The following is a 15,482-nucleotide window of genomic DNA, read 5'->3' on the forward strand; positions in this document are numbered from 1 at the left end:
CCTGATCAGGCGGTCCCGTCAGACGGCATCCTTATCCCATTGGAAGGCGGCGTCCAGCCAGTCGCCGATGCGGCCGTCGGGACGGGCCAGGGCGTGGATGCGGGCCATCTCCTCCTCCGACAGCTCGAAGTCGAAGATGTCGAAATTCTCGGCGGCGCGGGTTTCCTTGGCGGTGCGCGGAATGGCGATCACGCCCTGCTGGATGATCCAGCGCAGCGTGACCTGGCCGTTGGTCTTGCCGTGGGCGCGAGCAATCTCGCCGATCACGGCGTCGTCGGCGATCTTGCCCTGAGCCAGCGGCGACCAGGCGGTGATGGACGACCCCAGTTCGCGCGCCGTGTCGATGAGCGTCTTCTGCGACAGATAGGGGTGATACTCGACCTGGTTGGTGATCAGCGGCGCCGTCGACAGGGCGGCCGCTTGGCGGAATAGGGCCGAAGGGAAGTTGGACAGGCCGATGTCGCGGGTGAACCCCTTCTCCTGCGCCTCGTTCAGGGCGCCGATGGTTTCCTCCAGCGCCGGCGTCGGCTTGGGCCAGTGCAGCAACAGCAGGTCCGGCGTCAGGCCCAGGCTGAGCGCCGATTCCTCGGCCTGACGCAGCAGGGCGTCGCGATGGAAATGCTCGACCCAGATCTTGGTGGTGACGAAGATGTCGTCGCGGCCCACGATCCCTTCGGCCACGGCGTCGGCGATGCCGTCCCCGACCGCCTTCTCGTTCTTGTAGATCCAGGCGGTGTCGATGTGGCGATAGCCGATGCGCAGGGCCTCGCGCACCATGCGCCGGGCGTCGTCGGGCTCCAGTTGCCAGGTGCCGAAGCCCAGCAGCGGAATCTCCACGCCCGAGGCGGTGACGGTCGGCTGGTTGGAATAGGGCATGGGAGGCTCCGCGAGATTCAGGAGCCTTCGATATAGGCGCCCGCTCGGGCGTCGCCATTGTCCAGCCAGTGGAAAAATCCGGTCCTGCAGCGGCTCCAGCCCCTTGCGGAAAAGGCGCCCTCGTGGCCGATGCGACGCGCGCTGAAGTCCCTTGGGGGCGTGGACGCTGATCAGCGCGGGCTAACCATCTAGGCGATGGACGCCGCGTCAGATCAAGGCTTGGCGGGTTCGGCGGCGGTGGTTGGGCCCAGAGCAAGGACGCCGTCGAAGGCGCCGTTCTCGTACGGCTGGACGATCACACCCCGTACAGCCGCGTCGTAAGACACAGGCAAGGGGCGGGGCCGCAGCCGTCGCGACGGCAGTTCCAGGATGTTCCGCCCTGCTGAACAACGGAGAGGCTCAGGACCTCGGCAGGCGGCAGGTGCACGACGGCCGGAATCAGGTTCATGCGCTCGATCGTTTTCCGTTGCGCGTGGATGTTGCCGACCAGAACCAGCATCCGGCTATCGGGCGCCTTGCGGGCGGCGGTCGCCAGTCGGTGAGCCATGTCCAGGTCGTAATAGGACTGGCTGAAGCCCTGCACGCGCGGGCTGTCGGGCGCAAAGGCTACGACCTTGAGGCTAGGCGTCTCACGTTTCATCGTCCGCAGGCGCAGCAGCAGGTCCAGCATGGCGACGCTGCCGCGCCCGTCGTGGTGGACGAAGGGACCATGCGGATAGGCGGCCAGGATCGCGCGCGCGGCTTGCTCGGTTTCGGCCGCCATGAAGGCGTCCAGCATCGGCTGCATGCCTTCTGAGAATTCGAGCGCGACCGTCACCGGCCCCATGTCCCGCGCCGCGCAGACCAGATCGGCGAAGGCGGCGGGGGTCTCGGTGGTGCCGTGCATCTCGCCGATGACGACGTAGCGGATCTCGTCCTTCCACAGGGCATCGACGCCGGGAATGGGCGCACAGGCGGAAGGCGCAGCGAGGGCGGCGGCTAGCAAAGTCGCGATCATGGCGTCTTCCTCATGTGGGCGCTGATCAATAGGCCAGGGCGTTGCCGTCCTTGCGCATTTCGGTGGCCGCGCCATAGGTCCAGCGGCCCTGTTCGTTGATCTGCTTCATCACGTTCTGATAGCCGCCGAAGCCGCCGTCGGGCGGGCCGAGGTCCCAGCCCATGGCGGTCAACTGCCGCTTGGTGGCCTCCGGCACGCCGGATTCCAGATGCAGCTTGCCGACGCCCTCGGCGGGCTGGCCGGTCGGTTCAGACGAGCCGTAGTGCTGCCAGCGCGGGCTGTCGCCGGCTTCCTGCGGGTCGAGGCCATAGTCGACCATGTTGATGATGATCTGGGCCTGCCCTTGCGGCTGCATCCCGCCGCCCATGACGCCATAGGCCATCCACGGCTCTCCGTCCTTGCAGGCGAAGCCGGGGATGATGGTGTGGAAGGGGCGCTTGCCCGGCGCATAGACGTTCGGATGGCCGTCGCTCAGAGCGAACAACTCGCCGCGGTTCTGGAACATGAAGCCCAGGGTGCGGCCGTCAGGCCCGTCGGCGACCAGGCCGCCGCCCATGCCGCGATAGTTGGACTGGATCCAGCTGACCATCATCCCGTCCTTGTCGGCCACGCTGAAGTAGGTGGTGTCGCCCTGGGTCGGGGCGTCGCCGGGGAAGACGCGGTCCATCACGCGGTTCGGGTTGATCAGCTTGGCCCGCTCGGCGGCGTAGGCCTTGGAGTTCAGCCAGGCGGTCGGGGCCTTGGCGAAGCGCTCATCGGCGAAGTAGCGGGCGCGGTCCTCGAACGCCAGGCGCTTGGCCTCGGCCTGGATGTGGATCGAGGCGGCGGACTGGAAGCCCATGGCCTTCAGGTCGAACTGTTCGCAGATGTTCAGGATCTGATTGGTCGACAGCCCCTGGGTGTTGGGGCCCAGCGAATAGACCTCGACCCCGCGATAGGTGGTCATCAGCGGCTCGACCCATTCGGTGCGGTGGGCGGCCAAGTCGGCGCGGGTCATCCAGCCGCCGATGCGCTTGAAATAGCGCTCGATGTGGTCGGCGATCACCCCGTCATAGAAGGCGTCGCGCCCGCCCTCAGCGATCAGGCGGTAGGTGCGGCCGAGGTCCGGATTGGCGAAGATCTCGCCGGTCTTGGGCGTGCGGCCGTCGGTCAGCCAGACCTTCTTGCGGTTGTCGTTTTCCTCGATCGTCGCGGCGCTGCGGTCGAAGCCGGCCATGTTGCGTTCAAGGTAGTAGGCCACGACCTGCGGCACGGGCACGCCCTGTTCGCACAGTTCGGCGACGGGCAGCAGGACGTCCTTCCACGGCAGCTTGCCGTAGCGCTGGTGCGCGCTCCACCAGGCGTCGACCGTGCCGGGGACGTTGACCGTCACGGCGCCGTAGCGCGGCAGGTAGCCGTCCGGCCCGGCCTTGGATCGCGCGGTCTCCAGCGACAGGCCGCGCGGGCTGGCCCCCGAGCCGTTGAAGCCGACGACCTTTTTCTGGGCCGGGTCCCACATCAGGCAGAAGGCGTCGCCGCCGATGCCATTGGCGGTCGGCTCCAGAAAGCCCAGGGCGGCGTTGATGGCGATGGCCGCGTCGATGGCCGAGCCGCCGCGCCGCAGAGTGTCCAGGCCGATCATCGTCGCGGCCGGATGGGCCGTGGCGGCGGCGCCGTTGGCGCCCCAGACGGTCGAACGGCCGACGAAACGCGGCCCGGTGATGCGGTCGCCGATGCCGACGCCGGCGTAAGGGTCGGGCGTCGGCGCGGGCTGGACCGAAGCCGGATTGGCGACCGGCGCAGCGGCGGGCGCCTGCTGGGCGCGGGCGGCGCCCGCCATCAGTGCTCCGGCCGGCAGGGCCGACAGAAAAGTGCGGCGACGCATGATGTTTGACTCCCCTCGTTCGAGGCGCGCATTGAGGCCGGAACAGGGGCAGGGCGCAAGCTGCAGATAGGCTTGCCGCAAGAAAAGGGCCGCCCGAAGGCGACCCTTTCGATGTTCAACTGGAAGACCCGATCAGGTGATGTCTTCGTTCAGCAGACCGACCTTGAAGTAGCCGTTTTCCTGCAGGGTGTTCATGACTTCCATGAACTGATTGTACTTCACTTCCGGCTGGGCGCGGACGAAGACGCGCTCCTCACGGCAGTCGGCCACGGCGCCTTGGGCGGCGCAGACGTCGCCGGCCAGCTTGGCCAGCGTGGTTTCCTGTTCAGCGATGAACAGCGAGCCGGATTCCTGGATGGTGATGTACACCGGTTCCTTGGGCTCGGCGTTGTCGGCCGGCGGCGTCGCCGGCGGCAGGTCCAGACGGATCGACACGGTGGCCATCGGGGCCGCGACCATGAAGATGATCAGCAGCACCAGCATGATGTCCACGAACGGCGTGACGTTGATGTCCGCGTTCTGTGCCGCCAGCTTGCCGCTGCCGCCGCCGCCGCCCGAAGAAAGTCTCGCGCCCATTACGCCCTCGTCTCTATCAAGACCCGCACCCTCCGGCGGGCCAAACTGAAAGTCTCGCTCGTCTCTTGGCGTCCTCAAGCGAGCTTGTAAAGCCGTTGAATGCGAGGAAATGACGCCGCTGGGGGAATAAGATTGCGAATTCGGCGTAAGCCCGCCTTGGCCGCGATCAATTCAGCCCCGTATCACAGCCGTTTGCGGCTCAGCCCCGGGCCAGTTTGAGGAATCGCTCGGCCAGGACCGGGTCGGCCTTGAAGGCGCCGGTGAAGCGGGTGGTGATGGTCGAGACGTGGCGGTGGTGCACGCCGCGCGTCGTCATGCACTGGTGCGCCGCATCGACCATGACGGCCACGCCGCGCGGCTGCAGGTGCGATTCGATGGCGTCGATGATGTCGTTGGTCAGGGTCTCCTGGTTCTGGAGACGGCGGGCGAAGATCTCGACCACGCGCGCCAGCTTGGAGATGCCCACCACCTTCTCGCCCGGCAGATAGGCGACGTAGGCCTTGCCCAGGAAGGGGGCCAGGTGGTGCTCGCAGTGGCTCTCGACCTCGATGTCGCGCAGGATGACCATGTCGTCATAGCCCGTCACGTCCTCGAAGGTGCGCGACAGCTCCTTGCCCGCATCGGCGTCATACCCGTCGAACCACTCGCCATAGGCGTCGACCACCCGCTTGGGCGTGTCCAGCAGGCCGGGGCGGTCGGGGTTGTCGCCGGCCCAGGCGATCAGGGTGCGCACGGCCTCCAGAGCCTGTTCGCGGCTGGGACGCTGGGGCGCCTCATTGGCGACGAGGACGGGCTTGGCGGGGGTGCTGCTCATGAAACGATCCGGCGGCGGCGAGAGCGCCTGTTCAGAATACTATTATATATGGACTTGGGCGCGCGGCCCTGAGTGTCTATCAGGCCGCTATATGGGACACCTCGTCCGTCCCGCAAGAAAACTCGCAAAAGACCTGACCTATGGCCCTGCACATCCACGACACCCTGCGCCGTGAAAAGCGCCTGTTCACGCCGCGTGATCCGAACCGGGTGAGCCTCTATGTCTGCGGCCCGACGGTCTATGACTACGCCCACATCGGCAACGCCCGCCCGCCGGTGGTGTTCGACGTCCTGGTGCGCCTGCTGCGCCGCACCTATGGCGCCGACAAGGTGATCTACGCCCGCAACGTCACCGACGTGGACGACAAGATCAACGCCAAGGCCGCCAAGGAAGGCGTCGCCATCGGCGAGATCACGGCGCGCTATGAAGCCGCCTATCTGGCCGACATGGGCCTGCTGAACGTCAGCCCGCCCGACATCGCCCCGCACGTCACCGACTACATCGACGCCATCACGGCCCAGATTCAGGCCATCATCGACGCCGGCTGCGCCTATGCCGCCGAGGGGCATGTGCTGTTCGACGTGTCGTCCTATCCGTCCTACGGCGCGCTGTCGGGGCGCAATCTGGACGACATGATCGCCGGCGCCCGCGTAGAGGTGGCCCCTTACAAGAAGAACCCGCACGACTTCGTGCTGTGGAAGCCGTCCAAGGCGGACGAGCCGTCCTGGCCGTCGCCGTGGGGCGAGGGCCGTCCCGGCTGGCACATCGAATGCTCGGCCATGATCGAACAGACGCTGGGCCTGCCCATCGACATCCACGGCGGCGGCATCGACCTGGTCTTCCCGCACCATGAGAACGAGATCGCCCAGGGCGTCTGCGCCCACGGCCACGCCCATGGCGACGACGCGCATGACGAATACGCCCGCTACTGGATGCACAACGGCTTCCTGACCGTGGACGCCGAGAAGATGTCCAAGTCGATCGGCAACGTCCTGCTGCTGCACGACCTGGTGCAGGCCATGCCGGGCGAGGTGGTGCGCTGGGCCCTGCTGAGCGCGCATTATCGTCAGCCGCTGGACTGGAATCAGACCCTGCTGGAGCAGAGCCGCAAGAACCTCGACCGCCTCTACGGCGCCCTGCACCGCGCGGCCTCGGTCGAGGCGGCGGAGGTCGAGCCGCCGGTCGAGTTCCTGAAGTCCATCGAGGACGACCTGAACACGCCGGGGGCCATGGCGACCCTGTTCGCCCTGTCCAGCGAGATCGAGCGCGGCATGACGGCGGGCGACGAGGCGGCGGTGGCGACGGCCAAAGGCCAGCTGATCGCTGCGGCTTCGATCCTGGGCGTGCTTCAGGCGGATCCGGCGGAATGGTTCTCGGGCGTCGACGAAGGGCTGAAGGCCGAGGTCGAAGGCCTGCTGGAGCAACGCGCCGCCGCCCGCACGGCCAAGAACTGGGCCGAGGCCGACCGTATCCGCGACCGCCTGAACGAACTGAACGTGGTGGTCATGGACGGCCCGCAAGGCGCGACCTGGCGGATGAAGGGCTAGGAAACCCTCTCCCAACAGGAGAGGGAGAGGCTCAGCGCGCTCTTCTGATCAACTCGTCCGCCAAGACGTCGGTCAGGTATCCGTCCGCCGTCCGCCCGTTCGCCTGTTGCCAGCGGCGCAGGGCGGCGCGGGTGTTGGAGCCGATGACGCCGTCCACGCCCTGGGTGTCGAAGCCCATGCGGGTCAGGGCCTGTTGAGCGCCGATTCTCTGGTCCCGCGTCAGGGGGCCGTCGTTGGGCCAGGAGGCCTTGAGGGGCGGCTTGCCCGCCACCCCGTCGGCGATCATGCCGATGGCCAGCGCATAGCTGACCGAGTTGTTGTAGCGGCGAATCACATAGTGGTTGGGCAGGGCCAGGAAGGCCGGCCCCTTGGCGCCCTGCGGCAGCAGGATGGCCGCGCCCTCAGCCGCCTCGGCGCTGTTGGGCGAGGCGCCGTCGGCCAGGCGCACCCCGCGCGCGACCCAATAGGACCACGGGTGTTTCGGCCCCTCAGCCTGGCTGTAATCGAAGTTGGAGGGTAGGGTCACTTCATAGGCCCAGCCCTGACCGCGCTTCCATCCGGCCTGAGCCAGCAGATTCGCCGCCGAGGCCAGGGCGTCGGCGTCCGAGCCCCAGATGTCGACCTTGCCGTCGCCGTTCTGATCGACGCCCAGCTTCAGATAGTTGTCCGGCATGAATTGGGTCTGGCCCATCGCCCCGGCCCAGCTGCCCTTCAGCCCTGCGCGGTCGCGCTTGCCCGACACGACGATGTCCAAGGCGTGCTTCAGCTGCTCCTCAGCCCAGTCGCGGCGGCGGCCGTCATAGGCCAGGGTCGCCAGGGAGCGGATGACGTCAAAGTCGCCCTGAACCTGGCCGAAGGCGCTCTCCTGCGCCCAGATGCCCAAGAGAATCTCGGTCGGCACGCCGTATTTCTGGGTCACCTCCCAGGGCACGCGGTCGACGCGCTGGCGGGCCATGGAGATCGCGCCGGGGTGGTGGCGTTCTGGATGTAGACCCCGGCGGGGCGTGAAAACTCAGGCTGGTTGCGGTCCAGGCGCACGACGCTGGGGTTCGGCGTCACGCCTTCCAGTTCGCGGGCGTACTCCCATTTATGCGCGCCGCCGTGGCGCTCAAGGAAACTCTGTTTCCAGGCGTCGAAGCTGGCGTGGTCATAGGCCTCGCTCAGATCGGTCTGGGCGGGAGGCGGCGTGGGCGCAGGCGTCGCGGGCGCAGGCTCGACCACGGGCGGCGGCGCCGGCTGAGGCTGCGGCGGCATGGGGACCATGGGGGTGCAGGCGGCGACCGAACCCAACAACACAAGGCGATAAGCGATACGCATGAGCACAGGCTAACGCCCCCGAATTCCACGACCAATCACAAGCGCGCGAAGGCAGGATCAGTTTCCGTGATAAGGGTGAAAGCGCCGTTAACCCTTTTCGACAGCAGGCGGTTAAGGGGCGGGATTTACATTGTGCCGTTCCCTGAGCACGGCCTGGTGGCGGAGGGGCGACGCGTCGGACGTGCATGTCCGGAGATCCTCCGTTCGACTCGGAGGCCAGGCCTCCAGCGGATTCCCCGCGCGGAATGTTGACGAAAGGCCACGGCCTCTCTATACGACCGCCTCCGCCGCAGGTTCGCCCGCGGCTCTTTTGTTTTACCCGCCCTCACGGGCCTCCAAATCCGGGACGTCCGACCATGAAGGTCCGTAGCTCGCTGAAATCGCTGAAGGGTCGCCACCGCGACTGCAAGATCGTTCGCCGCAAGGGCGTTCTGTACGTCATCAACAAGACCGACCCGCGCTTCAAAGCCAAACAAGGCTGATCAGGCGCGATCCGGCGCGCCCCGCCTGCTGAAGGCGAGGCGCGCGCCGATCGTCGGTGGATGGGATGACTATCCACAGGGCCGCGGGCGTTGTCCGCGGCTTTTTCGCGTCCGGCGTTGAGCCTGACCCTTGCGCGTGATTAGTGATTCTTTCTCAAGCGGCCCTAACGGCCCTTGGGCTGCTTGAGGGCGTGCTTAGTCGCCCTAACGGCCTTCGGCCTGTTTGAGAGCTTTATTTCTTGCCCTAACGGCCCTTGGCCTGTTTGAGGGTGCAGCCTGTTTATGAGTTCTGGAGTTCAGTCATGGACGACGCTTCCTTCGACGCCAGCCCCGACGTCCTGACCGCCACGGCCCAGGGCCGTCTGCGCTCCATCATCGAGCGCCTGGAGCGCCTCGAAGAGGACAAGCAGGCCGTCATGGGCGACATGAAGGAGGTCTTCGCCGAGGCCAAGGGCGAAGGCTATGACGTCAAGGTGCTGCGCAAGGTTCTGCGCCTGCGCAAGCAGGACAAGGCCAAGCGTCAGGAAGAAGAAGCGATTCTTGACCTCTATCTGTCGGCGCTCGGCGAGATCTAAGGGAGGCGGGCCTGAAGCGTACGCCCTTCAAGCCCTCCCAAGGCCCTTCACGCTCCAGCAGCCTGAAGGGCGGCGACGCGAAGCTGCGTTCCAGCGGCCTTTCGCGCTCAAGCAGCCCGAAGGGCGATAGCGCCCTTAAAACCAAGCCTTCGCTGAGCCCCTGGGAGCAGCAGAAGGAGGCGGCCAAGCGGTCCGCGCTCAACGCCCTGAAACGCGCCCGCCGCTCGGCCGAGAAGGCGGGCGTTTCCCTGTCCGAATGGGAGGGCGAGTTTCTCGATTCGGTCGGGGAGCGGATTCGTGAACACGGCCGCGCCTTCGCCGATCCGGAAAAGGGCGCGCCGGGTCAACCGCTGTCGGCCATGCAGGGCCGCAAGTTGAAAGAGATCACCGCCAAGGCCAAGGGCGAACCGCGCCGATCTGCGCGGGGCTGGGGCTGACCTACGCCGCCCAAGACAGAAGACTGAAGGCAACCGCCCAGCTTGGCTGTGCGTTGCGCCTGCTGAATTTCCGTATTTCCCGAGAGAGAAGACTGATGACACGCTTCGGCCCCGCCGCCCTGACCGGCGGTCTTCTGAGCCTCAGCCTGGCCCTGGCTGCGTGCGGGGATCGTCCAGGCGCCGCGCCCGAGGCCGCTACAGCGGCGACGACGGATCTCAGTGGCGGTCCTGCGGCCGCGCCCCAGGCGGTAACCGCGGCGCCGGACGCGGTCTCGCCCCTGCCTGCGGTCGATGAAGCGGCCGCGCGCGCCTTTGTCAGGGATGCAGGCTCCACGCTGGAGGCGCTTTCCTTCGAGCGGATCGGTTCGGTGACGAAGGAAGGGACGGTGAAGGGGTATGCGGCGCCGGTCTATGCGGTGCCCGTGGCGTCAGGGCAGACCCTGAAGGTCGCCTTCAAGCCGTCGAACGCTAATCTGTATGTCAACATCAGCGATGCGGCCGATCAGAGCGGCGCCGCCGTATTTCGAGGCGAGGTCGACGGCGAAACGGCTGAGCTGAAAGCGTCCAAGGACACGACCTACGTCATCACGCCCTATCAGCCTCGGGCCATGGCGCGTCGGGGATCGGAAGGAAGCTACACCCTGACGATCAGCCGCAACTGATCCGGGAAAACCCGAAAGGGGGCGGCGGAGACAAACTGCGCCGCCCTGCTGTTGCTTCAGGGCAAGGCGTTCAGGCGCATGGCGCTGAAGTAGGGCTGGTAGGCTGCGCGCGCCGCGTCTGCGCCGGACAGGTCGTCTTGTTCGATGCCGATGCTCAGGGCGTAGCGGCCCTTGAGCACGCTCATCAGCGCGCCGACGCGGCCTTCGGCGTCCTTGGGCTCGACGCTGATGACGGCGGGCTCGCCCGTCGGGCCGTCCATCACGACGGACAGATAGTTTTCGCCGCCGACGGACGCGACGGCGGTCGGGGAGGTGAGGGCGGCCTCGCGCACGCCCTTGACCATGATGACGCCGCGAGAGACGCTTTCATAAGCGGTCTGCTGGGCCTTGGAGAGCAGACCCGCCAGGGCGCCCGCGTCCTCGGGAATCGGCGCCTGGGCGTCGATCAGGGTGATCTTGGCGCTGGCGCCCGGCTCGCCATAGGTCATCGCGACGGAGAAGGCCTGACACTCGACCTCGGTCAGCGGCTTGCCGGCGATGATCTGGGCCGTCGGCATGGCCGCCAGAAGGGGATGGTTCTCGCACTCGGGCGGCAGGGCGATCTTGCTCGCGGCGGAAGCGGCGGCCTCAGCCTTGGCCGGCGCCTCGGCGTTGGAGCAGGCGGCGGTCAGAGCGGCGACGGACGCCAGACTCAGGGCGATAACAACGGGACGTAGCAAGGTGGAAGGCTCCCCTCCGTGAACAGGAGGGAAGAGGTTTGGCCTGTAAAACCCGCCGATGGAACCCCGAGGGGCGTCAGTCCAGTTCCTGAACGCCGCCGCCGGAGACCGTCAGAATCTGGCCGCTGATCCAGGACGCGGCGGGCGAACACAGGAACAGCGCCGCCCGGGCGATGTCGTCGGGCGTTCCGAGCCGACCCAGCGGCGTGTGCTTCAGCATGGCCTCTTCGATCGGCGGCGTCAGGACGCTGGCCAGGGCGTCGGTCTTGATGGCGCCCGGCGCGATGGCGTTGACGCGATCCGCTTGGGCCCCAGGTCAAAGGCGACGTTGCGGGTCAGGTGGCTGACTGCGGCCTTGGACGAGCCGTAGGACGCCATGCGGGCGTTCTTGTTGTCGCCCGCCATCGAGGTGATGTTCAGAACCGCCCCGCCGCCTGCGGCCTGCATATGCGGCGCCGTCAGCTGCATGAAACGGAAGGGGGCGAAGACGTTGAGCTGATAGGCGCGCTCGAAATCGCTCATCGGCATGTCGAACGGCTTGGGTCCGCCGCCGCCCGCATTGTTCACCAGCAGGGTCAGCTTGCCGAAGGCCGCTACGACGGCCTGAACGGCGGCGATGCGCTGGTCTTCATCGGTGACGTCGCAGGCCAGGCCGACGGCGCGTCCGCCCGCCTGCGTCACCCCGTCCGCCACGGCCAGGGCCTTGGCCGCGTCCAGATCGGTGACGGCCACCGCGGCGCCTGCCGCAGCGAAGGTCTCGGCGATGGCGCGTCCGATTCCGCGCCAGCCCCCGTCACCAGGGCGACGTGCCCATCCAGTCGGAAATGTGCGTCCATCGTCTGCGCCGCCTGTTGCTGTCCGTTGCCTTCACCAGCAAGCGTGGATCGGCCACGCTAGGTTCCATTGTCGGAAATCCGCAACATCCAGGCGCCGCATGCCTATGGCCCCGTCGTCGTCGACGCCTGACGATGGCGGGGCCTTCAGCCCGCCTCTCGAACCTGCTCCTCCAGCCCCTGTTCGCGGACCTTGCGGTAGAGGGTGGAGCGGCCGATGCCCAGACGACGGGCGATCTCCGACATGTGGCCGGAATAGACCTCGATCGCGTGCTGGATCAGGTCGCGTTCGATTTCCTCGAGGGTGCGGACATGGCCGCGTTCATCGGTGATGCGGACCGGGCTGTCGTGCTGGCCGTCGTCGCCGTCGGCCGGCGAGGCGGCTGTCGTCGGGTCGGACGCTGTCGCTCCGGCCGGGGCGGCTGTGATCGACCCCAGCGGCACGGCGACGCCGGAAATGGCCGGAAAATCGTGCGGCTGGAGCAGGGGCGATCGGCCAGCACCAGGGCGCGATAGACGGCGTTCTCCAGCTGGCGGACATTGCCGGGCCAGTCGTGGGCCTGCAGCAGGGCCAGGGTCTCGGCCGAGCAGCCGGTGACGCGCTTGCCTTCCTCGACGTTGAAGCGGGCGATGAAGTGGTCGACCAGGGCGGGGATGTCCTCGCGCCGTTCGCGCAGGGCCGGCGCCTCGATCGGGAAGACGTTCAGGCGATAGAAGAGGTCTTCGCGGAAGGCGCCCTCCTTCACCTGCTGGGCCGGGTCGCGGTTGGTGGCCGAGACGATGCGGACGTCGACCTTGACGGGACGCTTGCCGCCGACGGGATCGACCTCGCCTTCTTGCAGCGCGCGCAGCAGCTTGACCTGCATGTCGAGCGGCAGTTCGCCGATCTCGTCCAGGAACAGGGTGCCGCCGTTCGCCTCGACGAACTTGCCGGCGTGTTTCTCATGAGCGCCGGTGAAGGCGCCCTTCTCGTGGCCGAACAGGATGGATTCGACCAGGTTGGCGGGCAGGGCGCCGCAGTTGACGGCGATGAAGGGCTTGCCCGCCCGGTCCGAGGCGCCGTGCAGGGCGCGGGCGATGACTTCCTTGCCGACGCCGCTCTCGCCGGTGATCAGCACGGGGATGGAGGACTTGGCCGCGCGTTGGCCCAGCGCCTTGACCATGCGCATGGGCGCGCTGTCGCCGACCATGTCGTCGAAGGAGGTCCGGCCGGCGGCGCGCTTCCTCAGGCGGCCGATCTCGGCCGTCAGCTGGGTCATCTGCAGGGCGTTGCGCACGCCGACCAGCAGGCGTTCCGGCCCGACCGGCTTGACGAAGAAGTCCTGGGCCCCGGCCTGCATCGCCTTGACCACCGTCTCGATGCCCCCGTTGGCCGTCAGCACGATGACCGGCGTGGTCACGCCTGCCGTGCGCAGCTCGGCCAGGGCTTCCAGACCCGACAGGCCCGGCATCACCAGATCCAGCAGCACGACATCGGCGCCGCCGCCCTTGGTCAGCCGATCAATGGCCTCGCCGCCGGATTCGGCATGGACGACGGCATAGTATTCACGCTCCAGCACCGCCTGCAGCAGGCGGCGCTGGGTAGGATCATCGTCGACGACCAGAATGGTCTTGGCCATTGGAGCACACCCTTCAACATCACCATCGAACGGCCGTCCTCATTGGCTCGGGACTGGCTCGTTTCGACACGATCCTAGAACGGAGGGAATGAAGATCGGGTTTCGGAGACCTGAGTCAGGGGTTAACGACGGCGGGTTGCGGGCAGACGGTTTCCGGCTGAAGTCGCCCGGTCAGGTCGCCCATGTTCAGGTCGGGCCAGGGCGGGGCGGCGGTCTTCAGATCGGGATCTTTGAGCGCCTCGCGCAGGTCGCGGCCGCCGGCGCCGGGGCCGGGGCAATGCGGAACCTGATAGTCGCCCTGATGAACCCAGCGGCCGTCGGCGCCCTGAGCGAACAGGGCGATCCGGTAGGTCGTCGCCAGCAGGATTTCATCGCGGCCGTCGCCGTTCAGGTCGCGCTGAGCGGCGAGGCAGTTGTCGTCGCTGTTGCAGGCGTAGCGCGGATCCGGGGGCGCCGTCGGGGCCAGGAAGGCGGCGGGCAGGGGCTTGTCCGCCGGCCAGGGGGCGATGTTGGGCGCGCGCGGGGGCGTGGTCGCGTCCGTCAGCTCATAGCGCGAGGTCGAGGCTTGAGCGGCCTTAGCGTGACGGGCGACTTCCGCGTCGGACGATTTCGCCAGCTCGGCCAGGGCGGCGCGCCCGGCCTTGCCCGCATCATAGCGCAAGAAGGCGTAGTCGAACTGGGCTGCGCTGACGGCGCCGCGCTTCAGCCGCGCCATCTGATCGTTGACCGACAGGCGCGCCGGGTCGGCCAGGGGCTGAACAGGGCCAGGATGACCAGCACCGTCAGGACGGCGGCCAGGACATTGGTCCGCTCCAGCGGCTTCATCCACGCGGTCTTGCGCCACAGCGGCGACAGGGCGGCCCACCCGTATCCGGCGGCATAGATGACGCCCACGAGGGCGCAGGCCGAGGCGATGATGCGGTCCGGCGTCAGGCCATGCTGACCGATGCGAAGGCTCAGACCCCAGATCGCGATCAGGATCAGCGGCGTCAGCAGCACCGAGGCGACGCGCGCGCCCAGGCGCAGGGCGGCCGGCGGCAGATTATCCTCGCGTCCGTCCTGATAGGCGGTGTTGATCAGCACGATCAGGGCGGCGGCCGCCGACAGCACCAGGGCCGTGGCGCTGCCCGTCTTCCACAGCCCGTCCAGGCCGGTGAAGGGCAGGGCGGCCAGAAAACCAGCGACTAGGACGGTGATAACCAGCAGCAGCCAGGATAACAGCATCAAGGCCACCGTCCGCACGCCCCGGATCAGCCCGCCGCGCACGTCGGTCAGCTGCACCGCCACGGCGAAGACCAGACAGGTCACGGGGATGGAGAACCACTCCTTGCCCAGCAGGTCGCTCAGGAAGCTGAGGCCGATGACGCGGAACAGTGCCGCGCCCAGGAACAGCAGCAGCCAGAAGGCGCCGGTGAAGCCCAGCGACAGCACCAGTTGCACGCCGGCCTTCCAGGCCGTGTCGAAATAGTCGTCGAAATCAGCGATCCAGCGTCTGGCGGCGACGGCCGGCACGATCAGATGGTGGGCGATGAACAGGGCCGCCGCCGCGAAGGCGACGACCGGAAAGCGCAGATAGGGCGGGTGGAAATAGTCGCTCGCCCGTTGGGCCGCGTCATGCCAGCCCATCAGCGCCAGCACCGCCGCCGCGACGACGCCCCACAGCGCCAGCGCCTTCCATCCCATCCGCCCGACGCCCGCCAGCAGCATCACCGGCGCGAACAGGGTCGCCAGCACCAGGGCGGCGAACAGCGACGGCTGGGTCGCAGGCCAGGCCAGGGCCTCACTGTCCGAAGCCGAGCGGTAGAGCAGATAGAGGATCAGCCCCTGCATCAGGCCGATGCCGATCCGAAGGGCGGCAAGCCCGCGCGCGCCATCCAGCGAGGCGCGTCCGGTAGGGTCGGTGGCGGCGTAGGTCATGACAGGTCTTTCCTGAGCTTGGCCGGCAAGGTGGCGCGCGAAGGCCGGCGTGGGAAGCCCCGCGTCTTCTTCTCGCGTCGCAGAAGAAGGAAGAAGCGTTGACAGCCGGGGCCCGGCGTTGAAGCGTGGCCGCATGAAAATCGCGTCCCGTGTGCTTGTTCTCGCCGCCGTTCTCGCCTTGCCGACGACGGTTCTCGCCCAGACTGAGGCTTCGGCCAATCACCGCGCCCTGGCGGCGGGATACAAG

The 15,482-nt window shown here is 67.6% G+C and carries 13 protein-coding genes, 1 tRNA gene and 3 pseudogenes; 6 read left to right on the forward strand and 11 right to left on the reverse strand.

The window, feature by feature from the left end:
* Positions 1 to 18: 18 nt before the first annotated feature.
* From V8F63_RS08700 to folE, 5 genes are all read right to left on the reverse strand, one after another.
* Positions 19 to 876 (reverse strand): aldo/keto reductase, encoded by an 858-nt coding sequence (locus V8F63_RS08700; protein ID WP_392352877.1) that lies wholly within the window; start codon positions 874 to 876, stop codon positions 19 to 21.
* A 295-nt stretch (positions 877 to 1,171) separates the two neighbouring features.
* Complete coding sequence (locus V8F63_RS08705) at positions 1,172 to 1,873, reverse strand: hypothetical protein (protein ID WP_392352878.1); 702 nt, start codon at positions 1,871 to 1,873, stop codon at positions 1,172 to 1,174.
* 25 nt (positions 1,874 to 1,898) lie between these two features.
* A complete protein-coding gene (locus V8F63_RS08710; protein ID WP_392352879.1) occupies positions 1,899 to 3,737 on the reverse strand; it encodes a gamma-glutamyltransferase family protein in 1,839 nt (612 codons plus the stop codon).
* A gap of 132 nt (positions 3,738 to 3,869) precedes the next feature.
* Positions 3,870 to 4,313: a biopolymer transporter ExbD gene (locus tag V8F63_RS08715; RefSeq protein ID WP_025978334.1), complete on the reverse strand. Its 444-nt coding sequence runs from the start codon at positions 4,311 to 4,313 to the stop codon at positions 3,870 to 3,872.
* Between the two features lie 199 nt (positions 4,314 to 4,512).
* Complete coding sequence (folE, locus tag V8F63_RS08720; RefSeq protein WP_134580085.1) at positions 4,513 to 5,127, reverse strand: GTP cyclohydrolase I FolE; 615 nt, start codon at positions 5,125 to 5,127, stop codon at positions 4,513 to 4,515.
* Between the two features lie 140 nt (positions 5,128 to 5,267).
* Between folE and cysS the strand changes: the two genes are divergently transcribed.
* A complete protein-coding gene (cysS, locus tag V8F63_RS08725) occupies positions 5,268 to 6,674 on the forward strand; it encodes a cysteine--tRNA ligase (protein WP_392352880.1) in 1,407 nt (468 codons plus the stop codon).
* A 31-nt stretch (positions 6,675 to 6,705) separates the two neighbouring features.
* On the opposite strand, the pseudogene V8F63_RS08730 reads toward cysS, so the two are convergent.
* Positions 6,706 to 7,991: pseudogene (locus V8F63_RS08730) on the reverse strand (lytic murein transglycosylase).
* Between the two features lie 150 nt (positions 7,992 to 8,141).
* Here V8F63_RS08730 and V8F63_RS08735 point away from each other — a divergent pair.
* The 5 genes from V8F63_RS08735 to V8F63_RS08755 all read left to right on the forward strand — a co-directional run bounded on the left by V8F63_RS08735 (position 8,142) and on the right by V8F63_RS08755 (position 10,147).
* A tRNA-Ala gene (locus tag V8F63_RS08735) sits at positions 8,142 to 8,218 on the forward strand.
* A 129-nt stretch (positions 8,219 to 8,347) separates the two neighbouring features.
* Positions 8,348 to 8,473 (forward strand): type B 50S ribosomal protein L36, encoded by a 126-nt coding sequence (ykgO, locus tag V8F63_RS08740; protein WP_003165750.1) that lies wholly within the window; start codon positions 8,348 to 8,350, stop codon positions 8,471 to 8,473.
* Between the two features lie 302 nt (positions 8,474 to 8,775).
* Positions 8,776 to 9,048 carry a DUF2312 domain-containing protein gene (locus V8F63_RS08745; RefSeq protein ID WP_024353345.1) on the forward strand — a complete coding sequence of 91 codons (273 nt, stop codon included), beginning with the start codon at positions 8,776 to 8,778 and terminating at the stop codon, positions 9,046 to 9,048.
* Between the two features lie 152 nt (positions 9,049 to 9,200).
* Positions 9,201 to 9,485 (forward strand): hypothetical protein, encoded by a 285-nt coding sequence (locus V8F63_RS08750; protein WP_392355064.1) that lies wholly within the window; start codon positions 9,201 to 9,203, stop codon positions 9,483 to 9,485.
* A gap of 95 nt (positions 9,486 to 9,580) precedes the next feature.
* Positions 9,581 to 10,147 carry a hypothetical protein gene (locus V8F63_RS08755; protein ID WP_278070615.1) on the forward strand — a complete coding sequence of 189 codons (567 nt, stop codon included), beginning with the start codon at positions 9,581 to 9,583 and terminating at the stop codon, positions 10,145 to 10,147.
* Positions 10,148 to 10,203: 56 nt separating this feature from the next.
* Here V8F63_RS08755 and V8F63_RS08760 read toward each other — a convergent pair whose 3' ends face one another.
* The 5 genes and pseudogenes from V8F63_RS08760 to V8F63_RS08780 form a co-directional block, all read right to left on the reverse strand.
* Positions 10,204 to 10,866, reverse strand: a complete 663-nt coding sequence (locus V8F63_RS08760) for a hypothetical protein (protein WP_392352881.1) — start codon at positions 10,864 to 10,866, stop codon at positions 10,204 to 10,206.
* Between the two features lie 76 nt (positions 10,867 to 10,942).
* Positions 10,943 to 11,598 (reverse strand): annotated as a pseudogene (gene hdhA, locus V8F63_RS08765) (7-alpha-hydroxysteroid dehydrogenase).
* Positions 11,599 to 11,846: 248 nt separating this feature from the next.
* Positions 11,847 to 13,318, reverse strand: a pseudogene (locus V8F63_RS08770) (sigma-54 dependent transcriptional regulator).
* A gap of 115 nt (positions 13,319 to 13,433) precedes the next feature.
* A complete protein-coding gene (locus V8F63_RS08775; protein ID WP_392352882.1) occupies positions 13,434 to 14,033 on the reverse strand; it encodes a VCBS repeat-containing protein in 600 nt (199 codons plus the stop codon).
* On the reverse strand, positions 14,021 to 15,235 hold the full coding sequence (locus V8F63_RS08780) for a hypothetical protein (RefSeq protein ID WP_392352883.1): 1,215 nt from the start codon (positions 15,233 to 15,235) through the stop codon (positions 14,021 to 14,023). Before V8F63_RS08780 ends, V8F63_RS08775 begins: the two co-directional genes overlap by 13 nt.
* Positions 15,236 to 15,482: the final 247 nt, after the last annotated feature.

Origin of the sequence: Brevundimonas sp. LF-1 (assembly GCF_037055305.1) — a bacterium.
In the GTDB taxonomy this organism is placed as follows: Bacteria; Pseudomonadota; Alphaproteobacteria; order Caulobacterales; family Caulobacteraceae; genus Brevundimonas; species Brevundimonas sanguinis.

What these genes read in the sequence shown, in the direction of transcription:
- V8F63_RS08700 (WP_392352877.1), bottom strand. Translation starts at nt 876, where the DNA reads ATGCCCTATTCCAACCAGCCGACCGTCACCGCCTCGGGCGTGGAGATT.
- V8F63_RS08705 (WP_392352878.1), bottom strand. Translation starts at nt 1,873, where the DNA reads ATGATCGCGACTTTGCTAGCCGCCGCCCTCGCTGCGCCTTCCGCCTGT.
- V8F63_RS08710 (WP_392352879.1), bottom strand. Translation starts at nt 3,737, where the DNA reads ATGCGTCGCCGCACTTTTCTGTCGGCCCTGCCGGCCGGAGCACTGATG.
- V8F63_RS08715 (WP_025978334.1), bottom strand. Translation starts at nt 4,313, where the DNA reads ATGGGCGCGAGACTTTCTTCGGGCGGCGGCGGCGGCAGCGGCAAGCTG.
- folE (WP_134580085.1), bottom strand. Translation starts at nt 5,127, where the DNA reads ATGAGCAGCACCCCCGCCAAGCCCGTCCTCGTCGCCAATGAGGCGCCC.
- cysS (WP_392352880.1), top strand. Translation starts at nt 5,268, where the DNA reads ATGGCCCTGCACATCCACGACACCCTGCGCCGTGAAAAGCGCCTGTTC.
- ykgO (WP_003165750.1), top strand. Translation starts at nt 8,348, where the DNA reads ATGAAGGTCCGTAGCTCGCTGAAATCGCTGAAGGGTCGCCACCGCGAC.
- V8F63_RS08745 (WP_024353345.1), top strand. Translation starts at nt 8,776, where the DNA reads ATGGACGACGCTTCCTTCGACGCCAGCCCCGACGTCCTGACCGCCACG.
- V8F63_RS08755 (WP_278070615.1), top strand. Translation starts at nt 9,581, where the DNA reads ATGACACGCTTCGGCCCCGCCGCCCTGACCGGCGGTCTTCTGAGCCTC.
- V8F63_RS08775 (WP_392352882.1), bottom strand. Translation starts at nt 14,033, where the DNA reads ATGGCGCGGCTGAAGCGCGGCGCCGTCAGCGCAGCCCAGTTCGACTAC.
- V8F63_RS08780 (WP_392352883.1), bottom strand. Translation starts at nt 15,235, where the DNA reads ATGACCTACGCCGCCACCGACCCTACCGGACGCGCCTCGCTGGATGGC.